The organism is Streptomyces sp. NPDC007162, assembly GCF_040634175.1.
GTDB lineage: Bacteria > Actinomycetota > Actinomycetes > Streptomycetales > Streptomycetaceae > Streptomyces.
Genome location: NZ_JBEYFC010000131.1, coordinates 1 through 20,286, shown reverse-complemented (window position 1 = coordinate 20,286; position 20,286 = coordinate 1). Strand labels below are relative to the sequence as shown.

17 protein-coding genes are annotated in these 20,286 nt (G+C 71.1%); 2 read left to right on the top strand and 15 right to left on the bottom strand.

Annotated elements, in window-relative coordinates:
• The 14 genes from ABZ646_RS17990 to ABZ646_RS17925 all read right to left on the bottom strand — a co-directional run.
• Positions 1-596: protein-tyrosine-phosphatase (locus ABZ646_RS17990; protein ID WP_360519558.1), on the bottom strand; the 596-nt coding region annotated here is incomplete at its 3' end.
• Positions 593-1,240: an L-threonylcarbamoyladenylate synthase gene (locus ABZ646_RS17985; RefSeq protein ID WP_358983049.1), complete on the bottom strand. Its 648-nt coding sequence runs from the start codon at positions 1,238-1,240 to the stop codon at positions 593-595. The genes ABZ646_RS17990 and ABZ646_RS17985, both read right to left, overlap by 4 nt.
• A gap of 79 nt (positions 1,241-1,319) precedes the next feature.
• Positions 1,320-2,159, bottom strand: a complete 840-nt coding sequence (gene prmC, locus ABZ646_RS17980) for a peptide chain release factor N(5)-glutamine methyltransferase (protein WP_360519555.1) — start codon at positions 2,157-2,159, stop codon at positions 1,320-1,322.
• A gap of 92 nt (positions 2,160-2,251) precedes the next feature.
• Positions 2,252-3,328 (bottom strand): peptide chain release factor 1, encoded by a 1,077-nt coding sequence (prfA, locus tag ABZ646_RS17975; RefSeq protein ID WP_360519552.1) that lies wholly within the window; start codon positions 3,326-3,328, stop codon positions 2,252-2,254.
• Positions 3,329-3,654: 326 nt separating this feature from the next.
• Entirely contained in the window at positions 3,655-3,879 is a 225-nt protein-coding gene (rpmE, locus tag ABZ646_RS17970; RefSeq protein WP_062155333.1) for a 50S ribosomal protein L31, read from the bottom strand.
• Between the two features lie 152 nt (positions 3,880-4,031).
• Positions 4,032-5,165, bottom strand: a complete 1,134-nt coding sequence (locus ABZ646_RS17965; protein WP_360519548.1) for an LCP family protein — start codon at positions 5,163-5,165, stop codon at positions 4,032-4,034.
• 218 nt (positions 5,166-5,383) lie between these two features.
• Complete coding sequence (locus ABZ646_RS17960) at positions 5,384-7,153, bottom strand: trypsin-like serine protease (protein WP_360519545.1); 1,770 nt, start codon at positions 7,151-7,153, stop codon at positions 5,384-5,386.
• A 199-nt stretch (positions 7,154-7,352) separates the two neighbouring features.
• Positions 7,353-9,398 (bottom strand): transcription termination factor Rho, encoded by a 2,046-nt coding sequence (gene rho, locus ABZ646_RS17955; RefSeq protein WP_360519542.1) that lies wholly within the window; start codon positions 9,396-9,398, stop codon positions 7,353-7,355.
• A gap of 405 nt (positions 9,399-9,803) precedes the next feature.
• Positions 9,804-10,733, bottom strand: a complete 930-nt coding sequence (gene thrB / locus ABZ646_RS17950) for a homoserine kinase (protein WP_360519539.1) — start codon at positions 10,731-10,733, stop codon at positions 9,804-9,806.
• A gap of 337 nt (positions 10,734-11,070) precedes the next feature.
• Positions 11,071-12,129: a threonine synthase gene (gene thrC, locus ABZ646_RS17945; RefSeq protein WP_360519536.1), complete on the bottom strand. Its 1,059-nt coding sequence runs from the start codon at positions 12,127-12,129 to the stop codon at positions 11,071-11,073.
• Between the two features lie 6 nt (positions 12,130-12,135).
• Positions 12,136-13,425, bottom strand: coding sequence for a homoserine dehydrogenase (locus ABZ646_RS17940; RefSeq protein WP_360519564.1), 1,290 nt, complete (start codon positions 13,423-13,425; stop codon positions 12,136-12,138).
• A gap of 179 nt (positions 13,426-13,604) precedes the next feature.
• Positions 13,605-14,996, bottom strand: coding sequence for a diaminopimelate decarboxylase (gene lysA / locus ABZ646_RS17935; protein WP_360519533.1), 1,392 nt, complete (start codon positions 14,994-14,996; stop codon positions 13,605-13,607).
• Between the two features lie 19 nt (positions 14,997-15,015).
• Positions 15,016-15,993 carry an ArgS-related anticodon-binding protein NrtL gene (gene nrtL, locus ABZ646_RS17930; protein WP_360519530.1) on the bottom strand — a complete coding sequence of 326 codons (978 nt, stop codon included), beginning with the start codon at positions 15,991-15,993 and terminating at the stop codon, positions 15,016-15,018.
• Positions 15,994-16,166: 173 nt separating this feature from the next.
• On the bottom strand, positions 16,167-16,649 hold the full coding sequence (locus tag ABZ646_RS17925; protein WP_360519527.1) for a response regulator: 483 nt from the start codon (positions 16,647-16,649) through the stop codon (positions 16,167-16,169).
• Between the two features lie 204 nt (positions 16,650-16,853).
• Here ABZ646_RS17925 and ABZ646_RS17920 point away from each other — a divergent pair, with 204 nt between their 5' ends.
• Complete coding sequence (locus ABZ646_RS17920; RefSeq protein ID WP_360519524.1) at positions 16,854-18,263, top strand: glycoside hydrolase family 3 N-terminal domain-containing protein; 1,410 nt, start codon at positions 16,854-16,856, stop codon at positions 18,261-18,263.
• 108 nt (positions 18,264-18,371) lie between these two features.
• On the opposite strand, the gene ABZ646_RS17915 is transcribed toward ABZ646_RS17920, so the two are convergent.
• Entirely contained in the window at positions 18,372-19,622 is a 1,251-nt protein-coding gene (locus tag ABZ646_RS17915; RefSeq protein ID WP_360519561.1) for a glycosyl hydrolase, read from the bottom strand.
• 93 nt (positions 19,623-19,715) lie between these two features.
• Between ABZ646_RS17915 and ABZ646_RS17910 the strand changes: the two genes are divergently transcribed.
• Positions 19,716-20,279 (top strand): hypothetical protein, encoded by a 564-nt coding sequence (locus ABZ646_RS17910; RefSeq protein ID WP_360519521.1) that lies wholly within the window; start codon positions 19,716-19,718, stop codon positions 20,277-20,279.
• Positions 20,280-20,286: the final 7 nt, after the last annotated feature.

Genomic DNA, 20,286 nt, shown 5'->3' with positions numbered 1-20,286 from the left:
GCCAGAAGTCGACGGCGTGATGGGCCAGCACCTCGAACGGCAGGTCCGGCGCGACCGCCCCGGCCCAGCGCGGCGGCGGCGCGGACCAGCGCGCGGGCGCGGACGACCACGCCGTCCGTGAGCGGCGGCAGGGTCGCCGGGTCGATCGCGCGGACCAGCCGGGTGAACTCCTTCAGCGTGAAGGTGCGCAGGCCCGCGGAGTGGCCCATGGAGATGACCTGGGCGCGGTGGTCGCGGGTGGCCGTCAGCACCAGGTCGGCCCGGATGACGTGCTCGTCGAGCAGCTCCCGGCCCACGAACCCGGACGCGTCCGCGCCGAAGTCGGCGAGCACGGCCTCGGCGTTCGCCTCCATGGGCGCGCCCTCGTGGCCCCAGGTGCCCGCGCTCTCCACGATCAGCCCGCCGCCCAGGAAGGTGCCGAGCCGGTCGGTCACGAGATGGCGGTTCAGCCGCTCGGTGATCGGCGAGCGGCACACGTTGCCGGTGCTGACGTGGAGGATGCGGAAGCTGTCGCGCGGCAGCCCCACGAACGTCGTCGTGATCTCCGCCGCGCGCTCCCCGTTGCCTATGCCACGCCCCGCGTCAGGGGCTGTCAATTCGCCACCTCGAGGTCGGGTACGACCTTGCGCAGCTCCTCCGCCGAGATCGCGCCCGCGCGCAGCAGCAGCGGAACCTCACGGGTGACGTCGACGATCGAGGACGGCACGTTGCCCGGGGTCGGACCGCCGTCGAGGTAGACGGAGACGGAGTCGCCGAGCATGTCCTGCGCGGCGTCACAGGTCTCCGGCGAGGGGTGGCCGGTGAGGTTGGCGGAGGAGACGGCCATCGGGCCGACCTCGGTGAGCAGTTCGATGGCGACCGGGTGCAGTGGCATGCGCACGGCGACCGTGCCGCGGGTGTCGCCCAGGTCCCACTGCAGGGACGGCTGGTGCTTGGCGACCAGGGTGAGCGCGCCCGGCCAGAACGCGTCGACCAGCTCCCAGGCCAGCTCGGAGAAGTCGGTGACGAGACCGTGCAGGGTGTTCGGGGAGCCGATCAGCACCGGGGTGGGCATGTTGCGGCCCCGGCCCTTGGCGTCGAGGAGGTCGGCGACCGCCTCCGAGGTGAACGCGTCGGCGCCGATGCCGTACACCGTGTCGGTCGGCAGCACCACCAGTTCCCCCCGGCGGACGGCGGACGCGGCCTCGCGCAGACCCGTCACGCGGTCGGTCGCGTCGTTGGTGTCGTATCGCCGTGCCATGTCTAGCGGGCCTCCTCGTACACGTCATTCTGGACTTCGGAAAACACTGCCTGCGGGGTACGCACTGACTGCGGGGTGCTCACGGCAGCGCCTTGCGGGCGGTCGCGAAGCGGGGGCGGTTGTTGAGGTCCGGGTGGTCGGCCGCGTCGGCCCAGCCCCGCTCCTCGGTGAAGATCCACGGCACCTGGCCGCCCTGGGTGTCGGCGTGCTCGATGACGACGACACCGCCGGGGCGCAGCAGCCGGTGCGCGGTGCGTTCGATGCCCCGGATGAGGTCCAGGCCGTCCTCGCCGGAGAACAGCGCGAGTTCGGGGTCGTAGTCGCGGGCCTCGGGGGCGACGTACTCCCACTCGGTGAGCGGGATGTACGGAGGGTTGGAGATGACCAGGTCGACATGGCCGTCGAGGTCGTGGAACGCGTCCAGGGCGTCTCCCTGGCGCAGGTCCACCCTGGAGCCCGCCATGTTCTTGCGGGTCCACTGGAGCGCCTCCTCGGACAGCTCCACGGCGTGCACGCGCGAGCGCGGGACCTCCTGGGCGAGGGCGAGCGCGATGGCACCGGAACCGGTGCACAGGTCGACGATGCGGGGTTCGACGACATCCATGGCGCGCACGGCGTCTATGGCCCAGCCGACGACGGACTCGGTCTCGGGGCGCGGCACGAACACGCCAGGACCCACCTGGAGTTCGAGATACCGGAAGTACGCCCGCCCGGTGATGTGCTGGAGCGGCTCGCGCTGCTCCCGGCGGGCGATCACCTCCCAGTAGCGGGCGTCGAAGTCCGCGTCCTTGACGGTGTGCAGCGCGCCCCGCTTCACGCCGTGCACGAACGCGGCGAGCTCCTCCGCGTCGTTGCGCGGCGAGGGCACGCCGGCGTCGGCCAGCCGCTGGGCGGCCTGCGCCACCTCGGCGAGCAGCACACTGCGGGGGCTTGGGGGTCGCCCCCCAAATTCTTGCTGCACGCTGGTCCTCCGTGTCGTAACTCGTACGTTCCGTACGTGCCGTACGTGCCTTACGCGGCCGCGAGCTTGGCGGCCGAGTCCGCGTCGACGCAGGCCTGGATGACCGCGTCGAGGTCGCCGTCCAGGACCTGGTCCAGGTTGTACGCCTTGAAGCCGACGCGGTGGTCCGAGATGCGGTTCTCCGGGAAGTTGTACGTGCGGATCTTCTCGGAGCGGTCGACGGTGCGGACCTGACTGCGGCGGGCGTCGGCGGCTTCCCGCTCCGCCTCCTCCTGAGCCGCGGCGAGCAGCCTGGAGCGCAGGATACGCAAGGCCTGCTCCTTGTTCTGCAGCTGGCTCTTCTCGTTCTGGCAGGAGGCGACGACCCCGGTGGGCAGGTGCGTGATGCGCACGGCGGAGTCGGTGGTGTTGACGGACTGGCCGCCGGGACCCGAGGACCGGTACACGTCGATGCGGAGGTCGTTCGGGTTGATCTCGACGTCGACCTCCTCCGCCTCGGGCGTGACCAGGACACCGGCCGCGGACGTGTGGATCCGGCCCTGCGACTCGGTCGCCGGCACCCGCTGCACTCGGTGCACACCGCCCTCGTACTTCAGCCGCGCCCAGACGCCCTGTCCGGGCTCGGTGGCGCCCTGGCCGCCCTTGGTCTTCACGGCGACCTGGACGTCCTTGTAGCCGCCCAGCTCGGACTCGGTGGCGTCGATGATCTCGGTCTTCCAGCCGACGCGTTCGGCGTACCGCAGGTACATGCGCAGCAGGTCGCCGGCGAACAGCGCGGACTCGTCGCCGCCCGCGCCGGCCTTGATCTCCAGGATGACGTCCTTGTCGTCGGACGGGTCCCGGGGGACCAGCAGCAGCCGCAGCTTCTCGGTGAGCTCGTCGCGCTGCTTGTCCAGCTCCTTGGCCTCGGCGGCGAAGTCGGGGTCGTCGGCGGCCAGTTCACGCGCGGTCTCGATGTCGTCGCCGGTCTGCTTCCAGGAGCGGTACGTGGCGACGATCGGGGTGAGCTCGGCGTAGCGCTTGTTCAGCTTGCGCGCGTTGGCCTGGTCGGCGTGGACCGACGGGTCGGCGAGCTTCTTCTCCAGGTCTGCGTGCTCGACGACGAGTTCCTCGACGGCCTCGAACATTTTTGGCTCCTGATACTGCTGCGGCACGGGGGAAGGAAAGGCGGGCGACCAAAAACGCCGGTCCCGGGCACACCCCTCGCGGGGGCGTGCCGTGGACCGGCGCTAGGGCCTGTCCGGCGGATCAGGTCGGAGGAAATCCGCCGTACCTCTTCGATGCCGGTGAGCGGGGCCTGGTGGGTGCAGCTGCGAGGCGGAGGAGGCTGAGATGATCAGCCGCTGCCGCAGCGGGCGACGCGGAGCGCCAGCGACCGACGACAACGCCGCAGATGCGCGTGCCAGGCCCCGCGTCTCCGACAGGATCCGCCGGACAGGCCCTAGGGGGCTCGCTACTTCTTGGAGCCGGCGGCAGCCTTGCCGAAGCGGGCCTCGAAGCGGGCCACACGGCCACCGGTGTCGAGGATCTTCTGCTTGCCCGTGTAGAACGGGTGGCACTCGGAGCAGACCTCGGCACGGATGGTGCCGCTGGTGATCGTGCTACGGGTGGTGAACGAGGCGCCACAGGTGCAGCTGACCTGCGTCTCGACGTACTCGGGGTGGATGTCGCGCTTCAAGGGGTTCTCCTAGATATCGGGAGGGCACCGGGTCGCCGTCGCGGGCTGCGGGGCGTGAACCGGGGCCGACGGTCCAGTCTGCCAGGGCTGGCCGTATCTCCCAAAACCGGGGGGCTTGGATCTTTATTCCGGAGGGCGCACCCGCGGCCGCACTACGAGGTGACGACGCCCTTGGCCTGCCCCGTCGCCGTCCCCTTCGTCGCGGACGGCGGGATCGGCCCGTCGTTGCGCAGCGCGGCCCACACCTGCTTCGCCTTCGCCTCGGCGACCACCACCCGGTTCGGGTCGGACGGGTCGTACTCGACCGGCATCGTCACCATGTGCATGTTCTCCGCGCCGATGGACTTCAGGCCGTTCGCGAAGTCGATCAGGGAGTTCACCGAACCCAGGTCGGAGTCGGTGGTGACCGTCCTGGTCGCGGTGTCCGCCAGGTCGTACAGCTTCTTGGGGCTGGTGAACACCCCCACCTGCTCGACCTGGTGGATCAGCGCCTTGACGAACGCCTGCTGGAGCTGGATGCGGCCCAGGTCGGAGCCGTCGCCGACGCCGTGCCGGGTGCGCACCAGGCCGAGCGCCTGCTGCCCGTCGAGGGTGTGCTCGCCGGCCCTGAGGTCGAGGTGGCTCTGCGGGTCGTCGATGGCCCTGGTGGTGGTGAGCGTGACCCCGCCGAGTTCGTCGACGAGCTTCTGGAACCCGGAGAAGTCGACCTCCAGGTAGTGGTCCATACGGATGCCGGTCATGGCCTCGACCGTCTTGACCGCGCAGGTGGCGCCCCCGGTGGAGTACGCGGAGTTGAACATCACCCCGGTCGCGGCGTCGTGCGTGGTGCCCTGCGCGTCCGTGCAGGACGGACGGTCGATGAGGGTGTCCCGGGGGACGGAGACCACGTCGGCCTGCTTGTGGCCCTTGTAGACGTGCACGATCATCGCCGTGTCGGAGCGGGCGCTGCCGTCGTCGGCGCCGCCGCCGAGCTTCCTGTTGGCACCGGAGCGCGTGTCCGAGCCGAGGACCAGGATGTTCTCGGAGCCGTTGTCGACCTTGGCGGGCCGGTCGGAGCCGAGCATCTGGTTGATGTCGACGGTCTTGAGGTTCCCGTTGAGCTTGAAGTACAGGTAGCCGACGCCGGTACCGCCGAGGACGAGGATGCCCGCCGCCGTCCAGGCCGTGACGCGCAGCGCCTTTCGGCCGCCGCCGGGCGGCTTGCGGCGTCGGCCCTTGCCACGGCGGCCCGCGGCCGTCATGGGGGACTCGGGTATGTGCGGCCCTGACGTGCTCTCGGCGGACATGGGCTCCTCGGTTCTCGTACGACTGGTCGGTTACCCCCTGCTTTCAGGGTCAGGCCCGGCGTACCGGGAACATCGGCACGTACCGGACCATCGTCGCTCCGCCGGGTCAGACGGCGAAACTCGGGAAAGGGTTGCACGACGCAGTGTGCCCACCGCGTCACGCGATGGGCACACCGTGTCATCGGGCGAGTCCGGGCGAACCCCGCTCACCAGGTATTTCAGCCGAAGATGTCGTACTGCTGGAAACCGGTGCCGAGCGACTTCCTTGTGGCAAAGATCTCGCTGGTCCCCTTGCCGGTGCCCGGGTAGAGGTACAGCGTGCCGCCGGTCGTACGGGCCACCAGGTCGGCCTTGCCGTCGCCGGTCAGGTCGCCGACCGCGGCGAGGGTGTTGTAGCCGGTCCAGCCGGAGCGGACCTTCACGCGGGCCGAGAAGAGGCCGGTGCCGGACTTGCCGGTGCCCTTGTACAGGTACAGGTCGCCACCGCTGCCCTTGCGGGCCAGCAGGTCGGCCTTGCCGTCCCCGTTGAAGTCGCCGACGCCGCGCAGCTGGTTGTACTGGCTCCAGCCGCCGCCGATGCGGACGCGGGCGGCGAAGGTGCCGTTGCCCTTGCCCGGGTACAGCCACAGGACGCCGCTGGAGTCCTCGGAGAGGACGTCGGGCAGGTAGTCGCCGGTGAGGTCGCCGGGGATCACGACGGCCTTGCGGGTCTTCCAGTTGGTGAAGATCTTCGTCGTGATCCAGGAGCCGCTGGTCTGGGCACTGTTGAGCGCGAAGTGGTCCCAGTAGACGTCACCGGTGGACGACACCCGGTAGACGAGGTCCTGGAAGCCGTCCCGGTTCAGGTCGGCCTGGAGGATGACGTTGACGCCGCTCCAGTCGCCCCACGAGACGCGGGAGGCGAGCGAGGTGCCCTTGGAGTCCAGCTCGTAGCCGACCTTCGTCGACGACCTGCGGGCGAACAGGTCGGCCTTGCCGTCGCTGTAGCTCAGGTTGGTGTCGGCGATCTGCGCGTAGGCGGCACCGACGTAGGTGCTGACCTTGGAGAAGACGCTGTAGGCGCCCTTGGCGACGCAGTCCTGGACGCCCCAGGACACCACGCCGACGATCCGGCCGCCGACGACCAGCGGGCCACCGGAGTCGCCGTTGCAGGCCGTGGTGGTGCCCGTGTCGGTACCGGTGGCGGCCGTGCCGGCGCAGACCATGTGGCCCTTGACGTAGTCGCTGCCGTAGCCGCCCGTGCAGGTGGTGTCGGACTGGATGGGCAGCGTGGCCGTCTTCAGGGTCGGGGAGATGGTGTCCGTGGTGGAGCTGGTGCGGCCCCAGCCGTAGACCTTGGCGGTCCTGGCGGCCGTGCCCGTGTACGACGCGGTGTCGGTGTTCGTCGTCATCCGGATCGGCGTCGCCTTGACCGGGGCGGCCAGGGTGAGCACGGCCACGTCGTTGTTGGGGACACCGTGGGACGACACGGTGTACGACGGGTGGTTCCACTGGCGCAGCACGCCGGAGACGGTGCCGCCGTGCAGGTTGTCACTGCCGTCGCTGTTGGTGGTGGGCAGCGCGGCGGTGCCGGTGATGACCACGGACTTCGTGGTGCTCCACTTGTAGCCCTTGACGCAGTGCGCGGCGGTGAGGATCTTCGTGGGCGAGATGACCGAGCCGCCGCAGAAGAAGCCGACGTCGTCGCTGGTGCTGGTGGTGCCCTTGTCGTCGTAGTACCAGAGCTGCGCCATCCAGGGCGCCGCGGAGATGGTGGTCGTACCGCCGCCGATGATCTTCGGTGTGACGGCGGATCCGCTGCTCGACGGCTTCGTCGTGGTGGTCCCGCCGTTGACGGCGGCGACGGCGTCGGCGGCGCGCTGCTCCAGCGTGGCCTGAGACGGCGCGCTGACGGCCGGCTTGACCGTCGGTACCGGCCGGGTGGCCGCGCTGGCGGACGTCGAGATCAGTGCGGCCGTGACGGCGGCGGCGACCGAGGCCGCGGCCACGGGCAGAGCAAAACGTATCCGGCGTCTGTGACGACCGGTCCCGGACGTGGGTGTACCCACCTAAGTCCCCCCCTGGGGATATGGAGTTCGACATTCGATCAACTGACCGAAGGGCGTGATCCTACACCGGTCGGGAGAACGCCAGAAGCCGTCCCCACCAGGGAGGACGGCTTCCGGTTATGAAGATCTACGCGGACTCTCAGTCCCCGTTGCCGGGCGTCGGCGTGGTCTTCTGGATCTGCATCAGGAACTCGACGTTCGACTTCGTCTGCTTCATCTTGTCGAGCAGCAGCTCGATCGCCTGCTGCTGGTCGAGCGCGTGCAGCACCCGGCGCAGCTTCCAGACGACGGCCAGCTCCTCGTTGCCGAGCAGGATCTCTTCCTTGCGGGTGCCGGACGCGTCCACGTCCACCGCCGGGAAGATGCGCTTGTCGGCGAGCTTCCGGTCGAGCTTGAGCTCCATGTTGCCGGTGCCCTTGAACTCCTCGAAGATCACCTCGTCCATGCGGGACCCGGTGTCCACCAGGGCGGTGGCGAGGATCGTGAGGGATCCGCCGTCCTCGATGTTGCGGGCCGCACCGAAGAAGCGCTTCGGCGGGTACAGGGCGGTCGAGTCGACACCACCGGACAGGATGCGGCCGGAGGCCGGCGCCGCGAGGTTGTACGCACGGCCCAGACGCGTGATCGAGTCGAGGAGTACGACGACGTCGTGGCCCAGCTCCACCAGACGCTTGGCACGCTCGATGGCGAGCTCGGCGACCGTGGTGTGGTCCTCGGCCGGGCGGTCGAAGGTCGAGGAGATGACCTCGCCCTTCACCGACCGCTGCATGTCGGTGACCTCTTCCGGACGCTCGTCGACGAGGACGACCATCAGGTGGCACTCGGGGTTGTTGTGCGTGATCGCGTTGGCGATGGCCTGCATGATCATGGTCTTGCCGGTCTTCGGCGGGGCCACGATCAGACCGCGCTGGCCCTTGCCGATCGGCGACACGAGGTCGATGATCCGGGTGGTGAGGACGCCGGGGTCCGTCTCCAGGCGGAGGCGGTCCTGCGGGTAGAGCGGGGTCAGCTTGTTGAACTCTGGGCGGCCGCGGCCGTGTTCGGGCGCCATGCCGTTGACGGAGTCGAGGCGGACCAGCGCGTTGAACTTCTCGCGCCGCTCGCCCTCCTTCGGCTGGCGGACCGCGCCGGTGATGTGGTCACCCTTGCGCAGGCCGTTCTTGCGGACCTGGGCGAGGGAGACGTACACGTCGTTCGGGCCGGGCAGGTAGCCGGAGGTCCGGATGAACGCGTAGTTGTCGAGGATGTCCAGGATGCCCGCGACGGGGATCAGGACGTCGTCGTCGGCCAGCTGCGGCTCGGCGCCGCCGATCTCGTCACGGCCACGACGCCCACGACGGTCCCGGTAACGGCCGCGACGGCCACGGCGGCCGCCGTCGAAGTCGTCGTCGTCCTGCGGGCCCACGTTGCGGTCCTGACGGCCGCCGCCCTGCTGCTGGCCCTGACCACCCTGGCCCTGGCCCTGCTGCTGACGGTCCTGGCGGTCCTGACGGCCGCCCTGGCCGCCCTGCTGCTGCTCGTCGCCCTTGCCGCGGCGGTCGCGGTCACGGCCGCGCTCGCGGCGGTCGCGACGGCCACGGGTCTCGCCGTCACCGGCATCGGACTTGGGCTCGCCCTGCTGCGCGGGCGTCTCGGCCTTCGTCTCGGTCTTCGCCTCGGCGACGATCGTCTCGGCACCGCCCGCGGCCGGGCTGCCCGCCTCGGCGGTGGCACGCCGGCGACGGCGCTCGGTGGGGGCGTCGTCCCCGCCACGCTCGGCCTCGCTCGCGCGCGAGCCGGCCGGCTGGCCCGGAATCTCGATCTGCTGCTGGGCCACGGCCTTCTCGGCGGGAGCCTCGGCGGGCTGCTCCGCCTTCTTCTCGGCGGCGTCGTCGCCCGTACGGGCCTTGGAGGTGGCCCGGCGCTTCGGCTTGGTCTCGGCGGCCGCCTCGGCCTTGGCGGGGGCTCCGCCGCCGGCCTGGGCCTCCTTGATGACCTCGATCAGCTGGCTCTTGCGCATGCGCGCGGTGCCCCTGATGCCGAGGCCGGATGCGACCTGCTGAAGCTCGGCCAGCACCATGCCGTCGAGGCCGGTACCGCGGCGCCGCCGGGAGCCGGCACCGGAGGCAGGCGCGGAGGCGTCCGTGGCGGGCGCGGCAGCGGTCTCCTCGACACGTGCGCCCATCAGATCGGTGGTGTCGCTCACGAAGGGTCCTTCCCTGGAGCGGACGTCGGCCTGTCTGGCTCGGCGACCGGTTGTGCTGTCCGGCTTCGGTCCTTGCTGTGTGGACCGTGCCGGGGCGGTGGTCCGCCAAAGCGGCGGAGAGAATTTCTGGTGACGGCGCTTCCTCAGCCGTGGCACCCGGTGTCACGTTGGCGTGGTCGCACCTGTTCCGGAGCGTGCCCAGCGGCCCGCTCAGAGTCCGCGTACGGCGTACTGCCCAGGTACGTCATACAGAACGCTGAGTGGCTTGGGAGACTCCCGGAAGAATGTCTGTCCCCGACGGGGACGTGAAGCACCTCGCCATGGTGGGGTCGGGTGCAGACTTGAGGTTAACACTACCGGATCCAACAAACATTCCCCCTCTCCAAATCCGGCAATCGCACGCGGTCAGATGTCACTGGGCGTCGCAAGCGGCAGCACACTCGCCCCTCGCGCGTCGAGGTCCAGCCTGTTGGCGGCCCACTCCGGGCCCGCCAGGGCCTGCACCTTCTCGGCGCTGTCGGCGTCCGCCAGGGCCATCACGGTCGGCCCGGCGCCCGAGATCACGGCCGGGATCCCGTCGGCGCGCAGCCGTTCCACCAGGGCGGCGCTCTCCGGCATGGCCGGGGCGCGGTACTCCTGGTGCAGCCGGTCCTCGGTGGCGGGCAGCAGCAGCTCGGGGCGCCGGGTGAGGGCCTCGACGAGCAGCGCGGCACGGCCCGCGTTGGCGGCTGCATCGACGTGCGGCACGGAGCGCGGAAGCAGTCCGCGCGCGGTCTCCGTGAGCACCGGCTTTCCGGGCACGAAAACCACCGGAACGATGGAATCGGCGGGCTCCATCCTGATCGCCCGGGCGGCGCCGGACTCCATCCAGGAGAGCGTGAAACCGCCGAGCAGGCAGGCCGCGACGTTGTCGGGGTGACCCTCGATCTCGGTGGCCAGCTCCAGGAGCGCGGCGTCGTCGAGCCTGGCCTCGCCGCCTATGGTCACCGCGCGCGCGGCGACGATGCCGGCGCAGATGGCGGCGGAGGAGGAACCGAGGCCACGGCCGTGCGGGATGCGGTTGGCGCACACGATCTCCAGGCCGCGGGGCTGTCCGCCCAGCAGGTCGAAGGCGGTGCGCAGGGAACGTACGAGGAGGTGACTCTCGTCACGTGGCAGCGTCTCGCTGCCCTCACCCGCGATGTCGATGTGCAGCCCGGAGTCGGCCACCCGGACGACGACGTCGTCGTAGAGCCCCAGTGCGAGACCCAGGGCGTCGAAGCCCGGGCCGATGTTGGCGCTGGTGGCGGGGGTGCGCACCCGGACGGCGGCGGCGCGGAACGCTGGACCGGCCATCGCTCGATGACTCTCCTTGAGCTGCGTGATGGTCGAATGACATTCGATAGGTACGTGAGGAACCTCGGGCCGTGGAGACGGCGCGGCACCGCGCCATATGCGCAGGCATATGCAGCGGGCGGGTTCGGTACAGCCTATCGAAGGAAGGTTCTGTGGCGACATAGGGCGCACAGGAGGCGCACGATGCGTGTCGTAAGCCCCCTGTGCCCCCTTCGTAGGGAGTCCCCTCGTCAGGACGCCACAGGCTCTTCTCCGGTTGCCCGGCCGGGGTCGGTCGAGTGTGCCGACTGGGTCGAGTGGCTCTCAAGCACTCCTCGAGTACCCCTTGAGCGGTTCTCTAGGCGAGGCCGAGACGCTCCGCCGCGGCGGCCGCGTCGACCGGCACGGTGACCGGCTGCGGGGCGCCGGCGACGGCCCAGTCGGGGTCCTTCAGGCCGTTGCCCGTGACCGTGCAGACGATGCGCTGGCCCGGGTCCACCCTGCCCTGCTCGGCGGCCTTCAGCAGACCGGCGACGGAGGCGGCGGAGGCGGGCTCCACGAAGACGCCCTCCTGCGCGGCCAACAGCCGGTAGGCGCGCAGGATCTCACGGTCCGTCACCTCGTCGATGAGGCCCTCGGACTCGTCGCGCGCGGCGAGCGCGAACTGCCACGAGGCGGGGTTGCCGATCCGGATCGCGGTGGCGATGGTCGAGGGGTCCTTGACGATCTCGCCGCGCACGATCGGGGCGCTGCCGGAGGCCTGGAAGCCCCACATCCGGGGGGTCTTCGAGGAGATGCCGTCACCGGCGTACTCCTTGTAACCCTTCCAGTACGCGGTGATGTTGCCCGCGTTGCCGACCGGCAGGACGTGGATGTCGGGCGCGTCCCCGAGCATGTCCACGATCTCGAAGGCGGCCGTCTTCTGCCCCTCGATGCGCACCGGGTTGACCGAATTGACCAGCGCCACCGGGTAGTTCTCGCTCAGGCTGCGGGCGAGGGTGAGGCAGTCGTCGAAGTTGCCGTCGACCTGGAGGATCTTCGCGCCGTGCACGAGGGCCTGGCCCATCTTGCCGAGCGCGATCTTCCCCCGCGGCACGAGCACGGCCGAGACCATGCCCGCGCGCACGGCGTACGCGGCGGCGGAGGCGGAGGTGTTGCCGGTGGAAGCGCAGATGACCGCCTGCGCGCCCTCCTCCTTGGCCTTGGAGATGGCCATGGTCATACCGCGGTCCTTGAAGGACCCGGTCGGGTTCGCGCCCTCCACCTTCAGGTGGACCTCGCAGCCCGTGCGCTCGGAGAGCACCTGCGCGGGCACGAGGGGCGTGCCGCCCTCACGGAGCGTCACGACCGGCGTGGTGTCGGAGACGGGCAGCCGGTCCCGGTACTCCTCGATGATTCCGCGCCACTGGTGGGTCATTGCTGGTTACTCTCCTTCAACCCGCATGATGCTGGCGACACCCCGCACGGTGTCGAGCTTGCGCAGCGCCTCGACGGTCCCGGACAGGGAGGCGTCGGAGGCCCGATGGGTGACGACGACGAGGGAGGCCTCGCCGTCCTTGCCGGTCTGCCGCACCGTATCGATGGACACCCCGTGCTCGGCGAACACGGTGGCAACCTGGGCGAGAACACCCGGTTTGTCGGCGACGTCGAGGCTGATGTGGTAGCGCGTGACGACATCGCCCATCGGGGAGACGGGCAGGGCGGCGTACGCCGACTCGCCGGGCCCCGTTGCCCCGCTGAGCCGGTTGCGGCAGACGGCGACCAGGTCGCCGAGGACCGCGGAGGCGGTCGGGGCGCCGCCGGCGCCGGGACCGTAGAACATCAGCTGTCCGCTCGCGTCGGACTCCACGAAGACGGCGTTGTACGCGCCGCGCACGGAGGCGAGCGGATGGGTCAGCGGGATCATCGCGGGGTGCACACGGGCGGTGACCGAGCCGCCGTCGCCGGCCCGCTCGCAGATGGCCAGCAGCTTGATGGTGCAGCCCATGTTCTTGGCGGAGGCGAAGTCGGCGGCGGTGACCTCGGTCATGCCCTCGCGGTAGACGTCGTCGAGACGCACCCGCGAGTGGAAGGCGATCCCAGCGAGGATGGCGGCCTTGGCGGCCGCGTCGAACCCTTCGACGTCGGCGGTCGGGTCGGCTTCCGCGTACCCGAGCGCGGTGGCCTCGTCGAGGGCCTCCTGGTAGCCGGCGCCCGTGGAGTCCATCTTGTCCAGGATGAAGTTGGTGGTGCCGTTGACGATGCCGAGCACCCGGTTGACCTTGTCGCCGGCGAGGGACTCGCGCAGCGGCCGGATCAGCGGGATGGCGCCGGCGACGGCGGCCTCGTAGTAGAGGTCCCTGCCGTGCTGGTCGGCGGCCGCGTGCAGGGCGGCGCCGTCCTGGGCGAGCAGCGCCTTGTTGGCGGAGACCACGGAGGCGCCGTGCTCGAAGGCGGTGGTGATGAGGGTGCGGGCGGGCTCGATCCCGCCGATGACCTCCACGACCACGTCGATGTCGCCGCGTTTGACGAGGGCGGTGGCGTCGGTGGTGACCAGGGCCGGGTCGATGCCCTCACGGACCTTGGAGGGCCGTCGTACCGCCACACCGGCCAGCTCGATCGGGGCGCCGATCCGCTGGGCGAGGTCGTCGGCGTGCGTCGTCATGATGCGCGCCACCTCTGAGCCGACAACACCACAGCCCAGCAGCGCCACCTTCAGCGGACGCGTACGCATCATCCGACCTCGTTTCCTCATACCGTCTACGGTTGGACCAGTCTCACTCACCGGACGGCGGTTTCTACCCTTCGTCCGGATCGTGAGACATCTATTTCATTCTGTGGGGCCGGAAGACAGAAGATCTTCCGTTCCCGTCGGTCGACGCCGTTGTGCCGAGGCCTCTACGTCGACGCCGGTCAGCCGACGTCGAGGCGCAGCAGGTCCTCCTCGGTCTCCCGCCGGACGATCACCCGGGACCCGCCGTCGCGGACGGCGACGACGGGCGGCCGGAGCACGTGGTTGTAGTTGCTCGCCATGGAACGGCAGTAGGCGCCGGTGGCCGGCACCGCGATGAGGTCACCGGGTGCCAGGTCACCGGGCAGGAACGCGTCCTTCACCACGATGTCGCCGCTCTCGCAGTGCTTGCCGACGACGCGGGCGAGCATCGGCGCGGCGTCGCTGGTCCGCGACACGAGAGCGACGCTGTACTCGGCGTCGTACAGCGCGGTCCGGATGTTGTCGGACATGCCGCCGTCGACGGAGACATAGGTGCGCAGCCCGTCGAGGGGCTTGATGGTGCCGACCTCGTAGAGGGTGAAGGCGGTGGGCCCGACGATGGCCCGTCCGGGCTCCACGGAGATCCGGGGCGTCCGCAGCTTGGCGGCCTCGCACTCCCGGGTCACGATCTCGGTGAGCGCCTTGGCGATCTCGTGCGGCTCACGGGGGTCGTCGTCACTGGTGTACGCGATCCCGAGCCCGCCGCCGAGGTCGATCTCGGGCAGCTCGACGCCGTGCTCGTCCCGGATGTCCTTGAGCAGCCCCACCACCCGGTGCGCGGCGACCTCGAACCCGGACATGTCGAAGATCTGCGACCCGATGTGCGAGTGGATCCCGATGACCTCGAGGCCGTCCAGCTGAAGCGCCCGTCGTACGGCCTCGGCGGCCTGACCGCCCGCCAGCGGAATCCCGAACTTCTGGTCCTCATGAGCCGTTGCGATGAACTCGTGCGTGTGGGCCTCGACACCGACGGTGATACGGATCTGCACCCGCTGCCGCTTGCCGAGTTCCCGCGCGATGTGGGCGACGCGGACGATCTCCTGGAAGGAGTCGAGCACGATCCGCCCCACCCCGGCCTCGATCGCCCGCGTGATCTCCTCCCCGGACTTGTTGTTGCCGTGGAAGGCGATCCGGTCGGCGGGCATCCCGGCGGACAGCGCGGTGGCCAGCTCGCCACCGGAGCACACGTCCAGGTTCAGCCCCTCCTCGTGCAGCCAGCGCACGACGGCGCGCGACAGGAACGCCTTGCCCGCGTAGAAGACGTCGGCGTCGTGCCCGAACGCGCTGCGCCAGGCCTGCGCCCGGGCGCGGAAGTCTGTCTCGTCGAGGATGTAGGCGGGGGTGCCGTGCTGTTCGGCGAGGGTCTTCACGTCGACACCGCCGACGGTGACGACCCCGTCGGCGTCACGGGTGACCGTCTGGGCCCACACCTTGTCGTCGAGCGCGTTGAGGTCGGTGGGCGGAGCTGCGTAGTGGCCCTCGGGCAGGACGTCGGCGTGCCGGGGCCCGGCGGGGTGTGCGGAACGGCTCATGGCTCTTCTGGCGCTCTCTTCAGAGGTGTTCGGGTGCGTCGATGCCGAGCAGGGACAGGCCACCGGCCAGCACCGTCCCGGCGGCTTCGGCGAGCGCGAGCCGGGCGCGGTGGGCGGCCGAGGGTTTCTCGTCGCCACGGGGCAGCACGGTCGCGAGGAACGGCAGGGCGGCATCGGCGACGGTGACCAGGTGCCGGGCGAGCCGGTCGGGGGCGCGGCGGGTGGCCGCGGCGGTGAGGACGCGGGGGTAGTCGGCGAGGGCGCTGACGAGGGCGGCGGGTGCATCGGGAAGGTCACCGGCTTCGGCGGCGAACCCGAGCCGGCCGGCGCCGCGTCCGGCGGCGCGCGAGCGGGCGTGTGCGTACCGCACCCGGAACAGCGGATTGCTCTCCCGCTGCACCAGATGGTCGGCGGTGATCCGCGGCCGGTCGTGCGCCGCGGGGTGCAGCAGGGCCCACTGGGCGGCGTCGGGCCCGAGCGGCGCGGGGTCCTCCGGCGCGGGTACGGGCCGCAGGGTGACGGGCTCGCCGTGCCCGACCTCGCCCCGGCCGCCCTGACTGGCGACGATCCGCACCAGCGCGTCGGCGACGACCTCGGCGCGCACGTCGTACGGCACCCGGAGCGCGACCACCTGGCCGACGAGGGCGTCGCCGTGGCCGTAGGCGGCCCCGAGGGCGCGGATCTCCGCGACGAGGGTGGCGGTCGGGGACGCGGCGGCGCTGAGGGAGATGTTGAGGAAGCCCGGCCCGGTGACGACGACGTCACCGACGCCGGCGCAGTCCGCGAGGTGGGGCAGCAGGATCTCGGCGACCCGCAGGGGGGGCTGCCCGGCCGGGCGGGCGAGCTGGAGTGCGACGTTGGTGGCGTAGTCCCCGCAGCCACCCGGCCCCGGCGGCGTCACCACGACCCGCTCCGGCACGGTCACGCTGAGCTCCCCCTCATCCACGGCACGACGCACCGCGCCCAGCACGGTACGGGAGAGCTCGACGGGGGTCACGGGACAAGCGTAGGGGAGGAGGGGGGTGGGTAGGCGAGCCGGTTGGGCGGGGGTCCGGGATGTGGACGATCCGCTTGCCTTGCCGACGGGGCCGGGCGTCCTGATGAGCCGGAGCACCTGAGCCCGGCCCGGGACACCGGAACCCTGTCCACGCCATGGCCGGGCCACCAGGATCACGGAAAGACGGGGTTGCCTCCGGCCCGCTCCCCGGAGTACTCGACGGCGCCGCCCTCTCCCCCGGGCCCCCCGGGCCCCCCGGACGCATGTTCCCGCCACCCCCTCCGACGTGCCACCAACTCCCGCACCACCCGCACGAGTTCGTCGGGCTCGAAGGGCTTGGCGAGAAAGGCATCGACGCCGACGCCGAGCCCGACCTCGACCTCGCTCTGGGTGCAGGCGCTGACGATGGCGAGGGGAAGGTCCCGCGTCCGCGGGTCGGCACGCAGCTGGGCGGCGGTGCGCAGCCCGTCCAGCCGGGGCATGACGACATCGAGGGTGATCACGTCGGGCCGCACCCGATGAACGACATCCAGACACTCGGCACCATCGGCCGCGGTCACGACCTCGAGACCCTCCAGTTCGAGATTGACCCTGATCAGCTGCCGGATGACCTTGTTGTCGTCCACAACGAGGACCCGGCCGGACGCCCCTGGCACAACTCGAGAGTAGGTCGGGACCGGCCACCGCGTCCGGCTTTTCCCGAGTTCCGCCCGCCGAGGAGCGCTCCCCCGGAAACCCGTTCCTGATCACCCCGACCGAGCTGGTAGTGTTCTACCCGTCGCCGCGAGCAACAGCTCAAGGCCAGACGCCCCCGTAGCTCAGGGGATAGAGCAACGGCCTCCGGAGCTGCCCATCGCTGCATGGTCGCGGGATTCGAGGGCACCACCGTCGTCCCCGACACGCTCAGGCGACTGATCGACCGGGGCCTCGGCGGTGTCATCCTCTTCACCCGCAACATCCGGGACGCGGAGCAGGTGCGCCGGCTCACCGACACCCTGCGCGCCCTCCGCCCCGACCTGCTGGTCGGCATCGACAACGAGGGCGGCGGCATCGGTCACCTGGTGACCGCGGGTGCTCCGGAGGTCCCCGGCAACTACGCGCTCGGCGTGGTCGACGACCCGGCCCTGACCGCGCGCTGCGCCGACGCGCTGGCCGGGCATCTGGCCGTGCTCGGCATCACCGCCTCGTACGCCCCCGTCGCGGACGTCCAGCGGCAGGCGGGCAACCCGATCGTGCGCACACGTGCCTTCGGTGACGACCCCGGGCGGGTCTCGCGGCACCTGCGCGCGTGGGTCGAGGCGGCCGAGGCACGGGGCATCGCCTCCTGCGCCAAGCACTTCCCCGGGCACGGGGGCACGCTCACCGACAGCCATCACGAACTGGCGGTCGACCCGCGGCCGTACGAGGAACTCGACCTCGCTCCCTTCCGGGCCGCGATCGCCGCGGGGGTGCCGATGCTGATGAGCGCGCACGTCGTGTTCCCCGCGCTCGACGAGAACCGTCCCGCGACGCTCAGTCGCCGTATCCTGAGCGACCTGCTCAGGTTCGAACTCGGCTTCGACGGCGTGCTCGTCAGCGACGCTCTGGAGATGAGGGCGATCGCCGACCGGTACGGGGAGGCGACGGGGGCGAGGATCGCGCTGGCCGCGGGGGCGGACCAGGTGATCGTGGCCGTGCCCGATCTCGGGGTCACGCTGCAGTGCCGGGACGCGGTGCTCGCGGCGCTGCACTCCGGGGCGCTGGCCGAGGGACGGGTGCGGGAGGCGGCGGAGCGGGTGCGGAAACTGTCCTCGCGGTATGCCGAGCCCTCCGCCGTGGTCGGTCCCTGGGACGCGCAGGCCGGACTGGAGGCCGCCCGACGGGCCGTGGGCGGGCAGGGCGTGGCGGCCGGGGTGACCGGCGCGCATGTAGTCGACCTGTTTCCGGCGCCGCATCCCGCGTTGAACTGGGGTGGGGAGGATCTGCCGGCCGCGGTGCGGGAAGTCGATCCTTCGGCCACGGGGACCGCGGTGCCGGGGGAGCCGGCCGATCCGGGAGCGCTGGTCGAGGTGATCATGCGGCGGGCCGGGGAGAGGCCGTTGGTCGTCGCCACCAGCGATGCCGGGCTGTACCCGTGGCAGGTCCGCTTGAGCGAAGCGCTGACGGCCCGGCGGCCCGATGCGATACGCCTCGCCACAGGCCTGCCGGAACGAGACGCGGCGGTGTGTTCCTACGGGCGCGGGAAGGTCAATTTGCGGGCGCTGGCGGAGGTGCTGGTCGGAGCGCCGTGACGTTCGCTCGTCGGGGCGGGGGCGCGGAGACATTCCCCGCCGACCGGTGGGCCGCGCCCGCACGGCGGACGCCGCCGGGCACGTACCCACACCCCTGAAGGCATCCGGTCACGGCGCCCTCAGGACCTCCTTGATTCCCCTCGACGCCAGGTACGCCCCGTCGCTCGCCCGCTCGGCCGGCACCACCGCCGGCCGGACCCCCTGTCGGCGCAGGTCCATCCAGGTCTCGAAGTACGTGCCTCCGGGCCCCGACGTCGAGCGGGTGGACGGAGTGCAGTCCAGGGCAAGGGCTGTCTCCCGCTGCTCGGGAGTCCACGGTGCGGCCCGCAGCTCCGTGATCGTGGCCGCGAGGGAGTCCGCGATCGGCTTGGGGCGGCCCGCGGAGTCGAAGAGCCCCAGGGTGTACTCGAGCTCCGGGAAGTCGGCCAGGGAGCGGTCGACGTCGTGGGAGCACCACCAGGTCACCCCCCACAGGTTCGTGCAGCCGGCCGCGTTGAGGACCGTTTCGCGAGCGAACTCGGGAGCGTCGGCCGCCGGAATGTGGGGCTCCGGGGCGCCGGTCTCCTGCACCCAGACCGGGCGGCCGGGGTCGACGGCGTAGGCCTTGGCCAGTTCCGTGCCGTACTCGGCAAGGTGCTGGACCTGGAGGGAGCGCGGGCCGTAGCGGCGGGCGCAGTCGCCGGAGAACACCCAGGGGTGGACCGTGGTCACGTCGCCCTTGCGGGCCGACGCCTCGGGGGTGAAGGGGTGGTCGTCGCCGTACCAGGCCGCGTCGTACGCGGAGTGCGTGACCAGGCACCCCGTGCTCGGGCCCTCCGTGTTCAGGCCCCCCGGCGCACCCAGGCCCTCGCGGGCCGCCGCCAGCAGGGTGTCGAGGTAGTGGTCGACCTGTGCCACCGTCACCGGATTGTGCTCGACCAGGTTGTTGAGCTCGTTGCCGAGCTGGAGGCCGATGAGGTTCGGGCGGCCGGCCAGGGCGCCGCCCAGCGTACGCAGCAGTACCGTCTGGGCCTCGATCGCCTCCGGGTCGGTGAACACGTTCCGGTGGTGCCAGCTGCGGGTCCACTCCGGGTAGAAGTCGAAGCTCGACAGATGGCCCTGTACGCCGTCCACCAGGACGTCGAGTCCCTCCTCGGCGGCCAGGTCGACCAGCCGCATCAGCTGGTCCACGGCGGCGGTCCGGATCAGGGTGCGGTTGGGCTGGAGGAGCGGCCACAGGTGGAAGACCCGGACGTGGTCGAGACCGAGGCCGGCGATCTGGGCCAGATCCTCACGGGCCCGGACCGGATCGAAGTCCTGCCAGGAGTGGAACCAGCCGTGACGGGGCGTGTAGTTGACGCCGAAGCGGAGCGTGGAAATGGGACCCTCCCTGGGCCGGCTTCCGGAGTTCCTGTCCGGTTGTTCGCGTCTTGGTCTTGTTCTGCGCGAATGTATCAACCACCATAGTCAGCGATGGGCAATGATTTGAACCAGAACCTCGTCATCGGCCTCGACGCCGGTGGCACCCGCACCCGCGTCGTGCTCGCCGGCGCCGCCGACGGCGGTGTGCTGGCCGAGACCACGGCCGGACCGGGCAACGCCCTGACCGTGCCGCCACGGCAGCTCACCGAGTGTCTGGCCGAGGCGCTCGCCGGCGTGATGCCCGAGGGGGCCTGCGATCGGGTCGTCGCCGTGGCCGGCGGTTTCGCGGGTGCCACGGCGGCCGACGCGGACGATCCCGGGACCGCCCGGGCCCGCGGCGCCCTCACCGAGGCGCTGCGCCGGCTGGGCGTGCCCGAGGGCCCGGTCGGCATCTGGAGCGACATCGAGGCCGCCTTCGCCGCGGCTCCCGGCGCCCCTGCCGACGGTCTCGCCCTGGTCGCCGGTACCGGCGCGGTCGCCATGCGCATCGCCGGCCGGCAGGCCACGACCACGGTGGACGGCGACGGCTGGCTTCTCGGCGACGAGGTCAGCAGGTCGAGATCCGACACGTTCCGTCCATCGTCGAGGGCATCGCGGTCCACTATTTTCGAGTAAGGGGTTC

Bases quoted from the DNA above. Each gene is read 5' to 3' on its own strand.
- ABZ646_RS17985 (WP_358983049.1), bottom strand. From the start codon at position 1,240: ATGGCACGGCGATACGACACCAACGACGCGACCGACCGCGTGACGGGT.
- prfA (WP_360519552.1), bottom strand. From the start codon at position 3,328: ATGTTCGAGGCCGTCGAGGAACTCGTCGTCGAGCACGCAGACCTGGAG.
- ABZ646_RS17965 (WP_360519548.1), bottom strand. From the start codon at position 5,165: ATGTCCGCCGAGAGCACGTCAGGGCCGCACATACCCGAGTCCCCCATG.
- thrB (WP_360519539.1), bottom strand. From the start codon at position 10,733: ATGGCCGGTCCAGCGTTCCGCGCCGCCGCCGTCCGGGTGCGCACCCCC.
- thrC (WP_360519536.1), bottom strand. From the start codon at position 12,129: ATGACCCACCAGTGGCGCGGAATCATCGAGGAGTACCGGGACCGGCTG.
- ABZ646_RS17940 (WP_360519564.1), bottom strand. From the start codon at position 13,425: ATGCGTACGCGTCCGCTGAAGGTGGCGCTGCTGGGCTGTGGTGTTGTC.
- lysA (WP_360519533.1), bottom strand. From the start codon at position 14,996: ATGAGCCGTTCCGCACACCCCGCCGGGCCCCGGCACGCCGACGTCCTG.
- ABZ646_RS17920 (WP_360519524.1), top strand. From the start codon at position 16,854: ATGGTCGCGGGATTCGAGGGCACCACCGTCGTCCCCGACACGCTCAGG.
- ABZ646_RS17910 (WP_360519521.1), top strand. From the start codon at position 19,716: ATGGGCAATGATTTGAACCAGAACCTCGTCATCGGCCTCGACGCCGGT.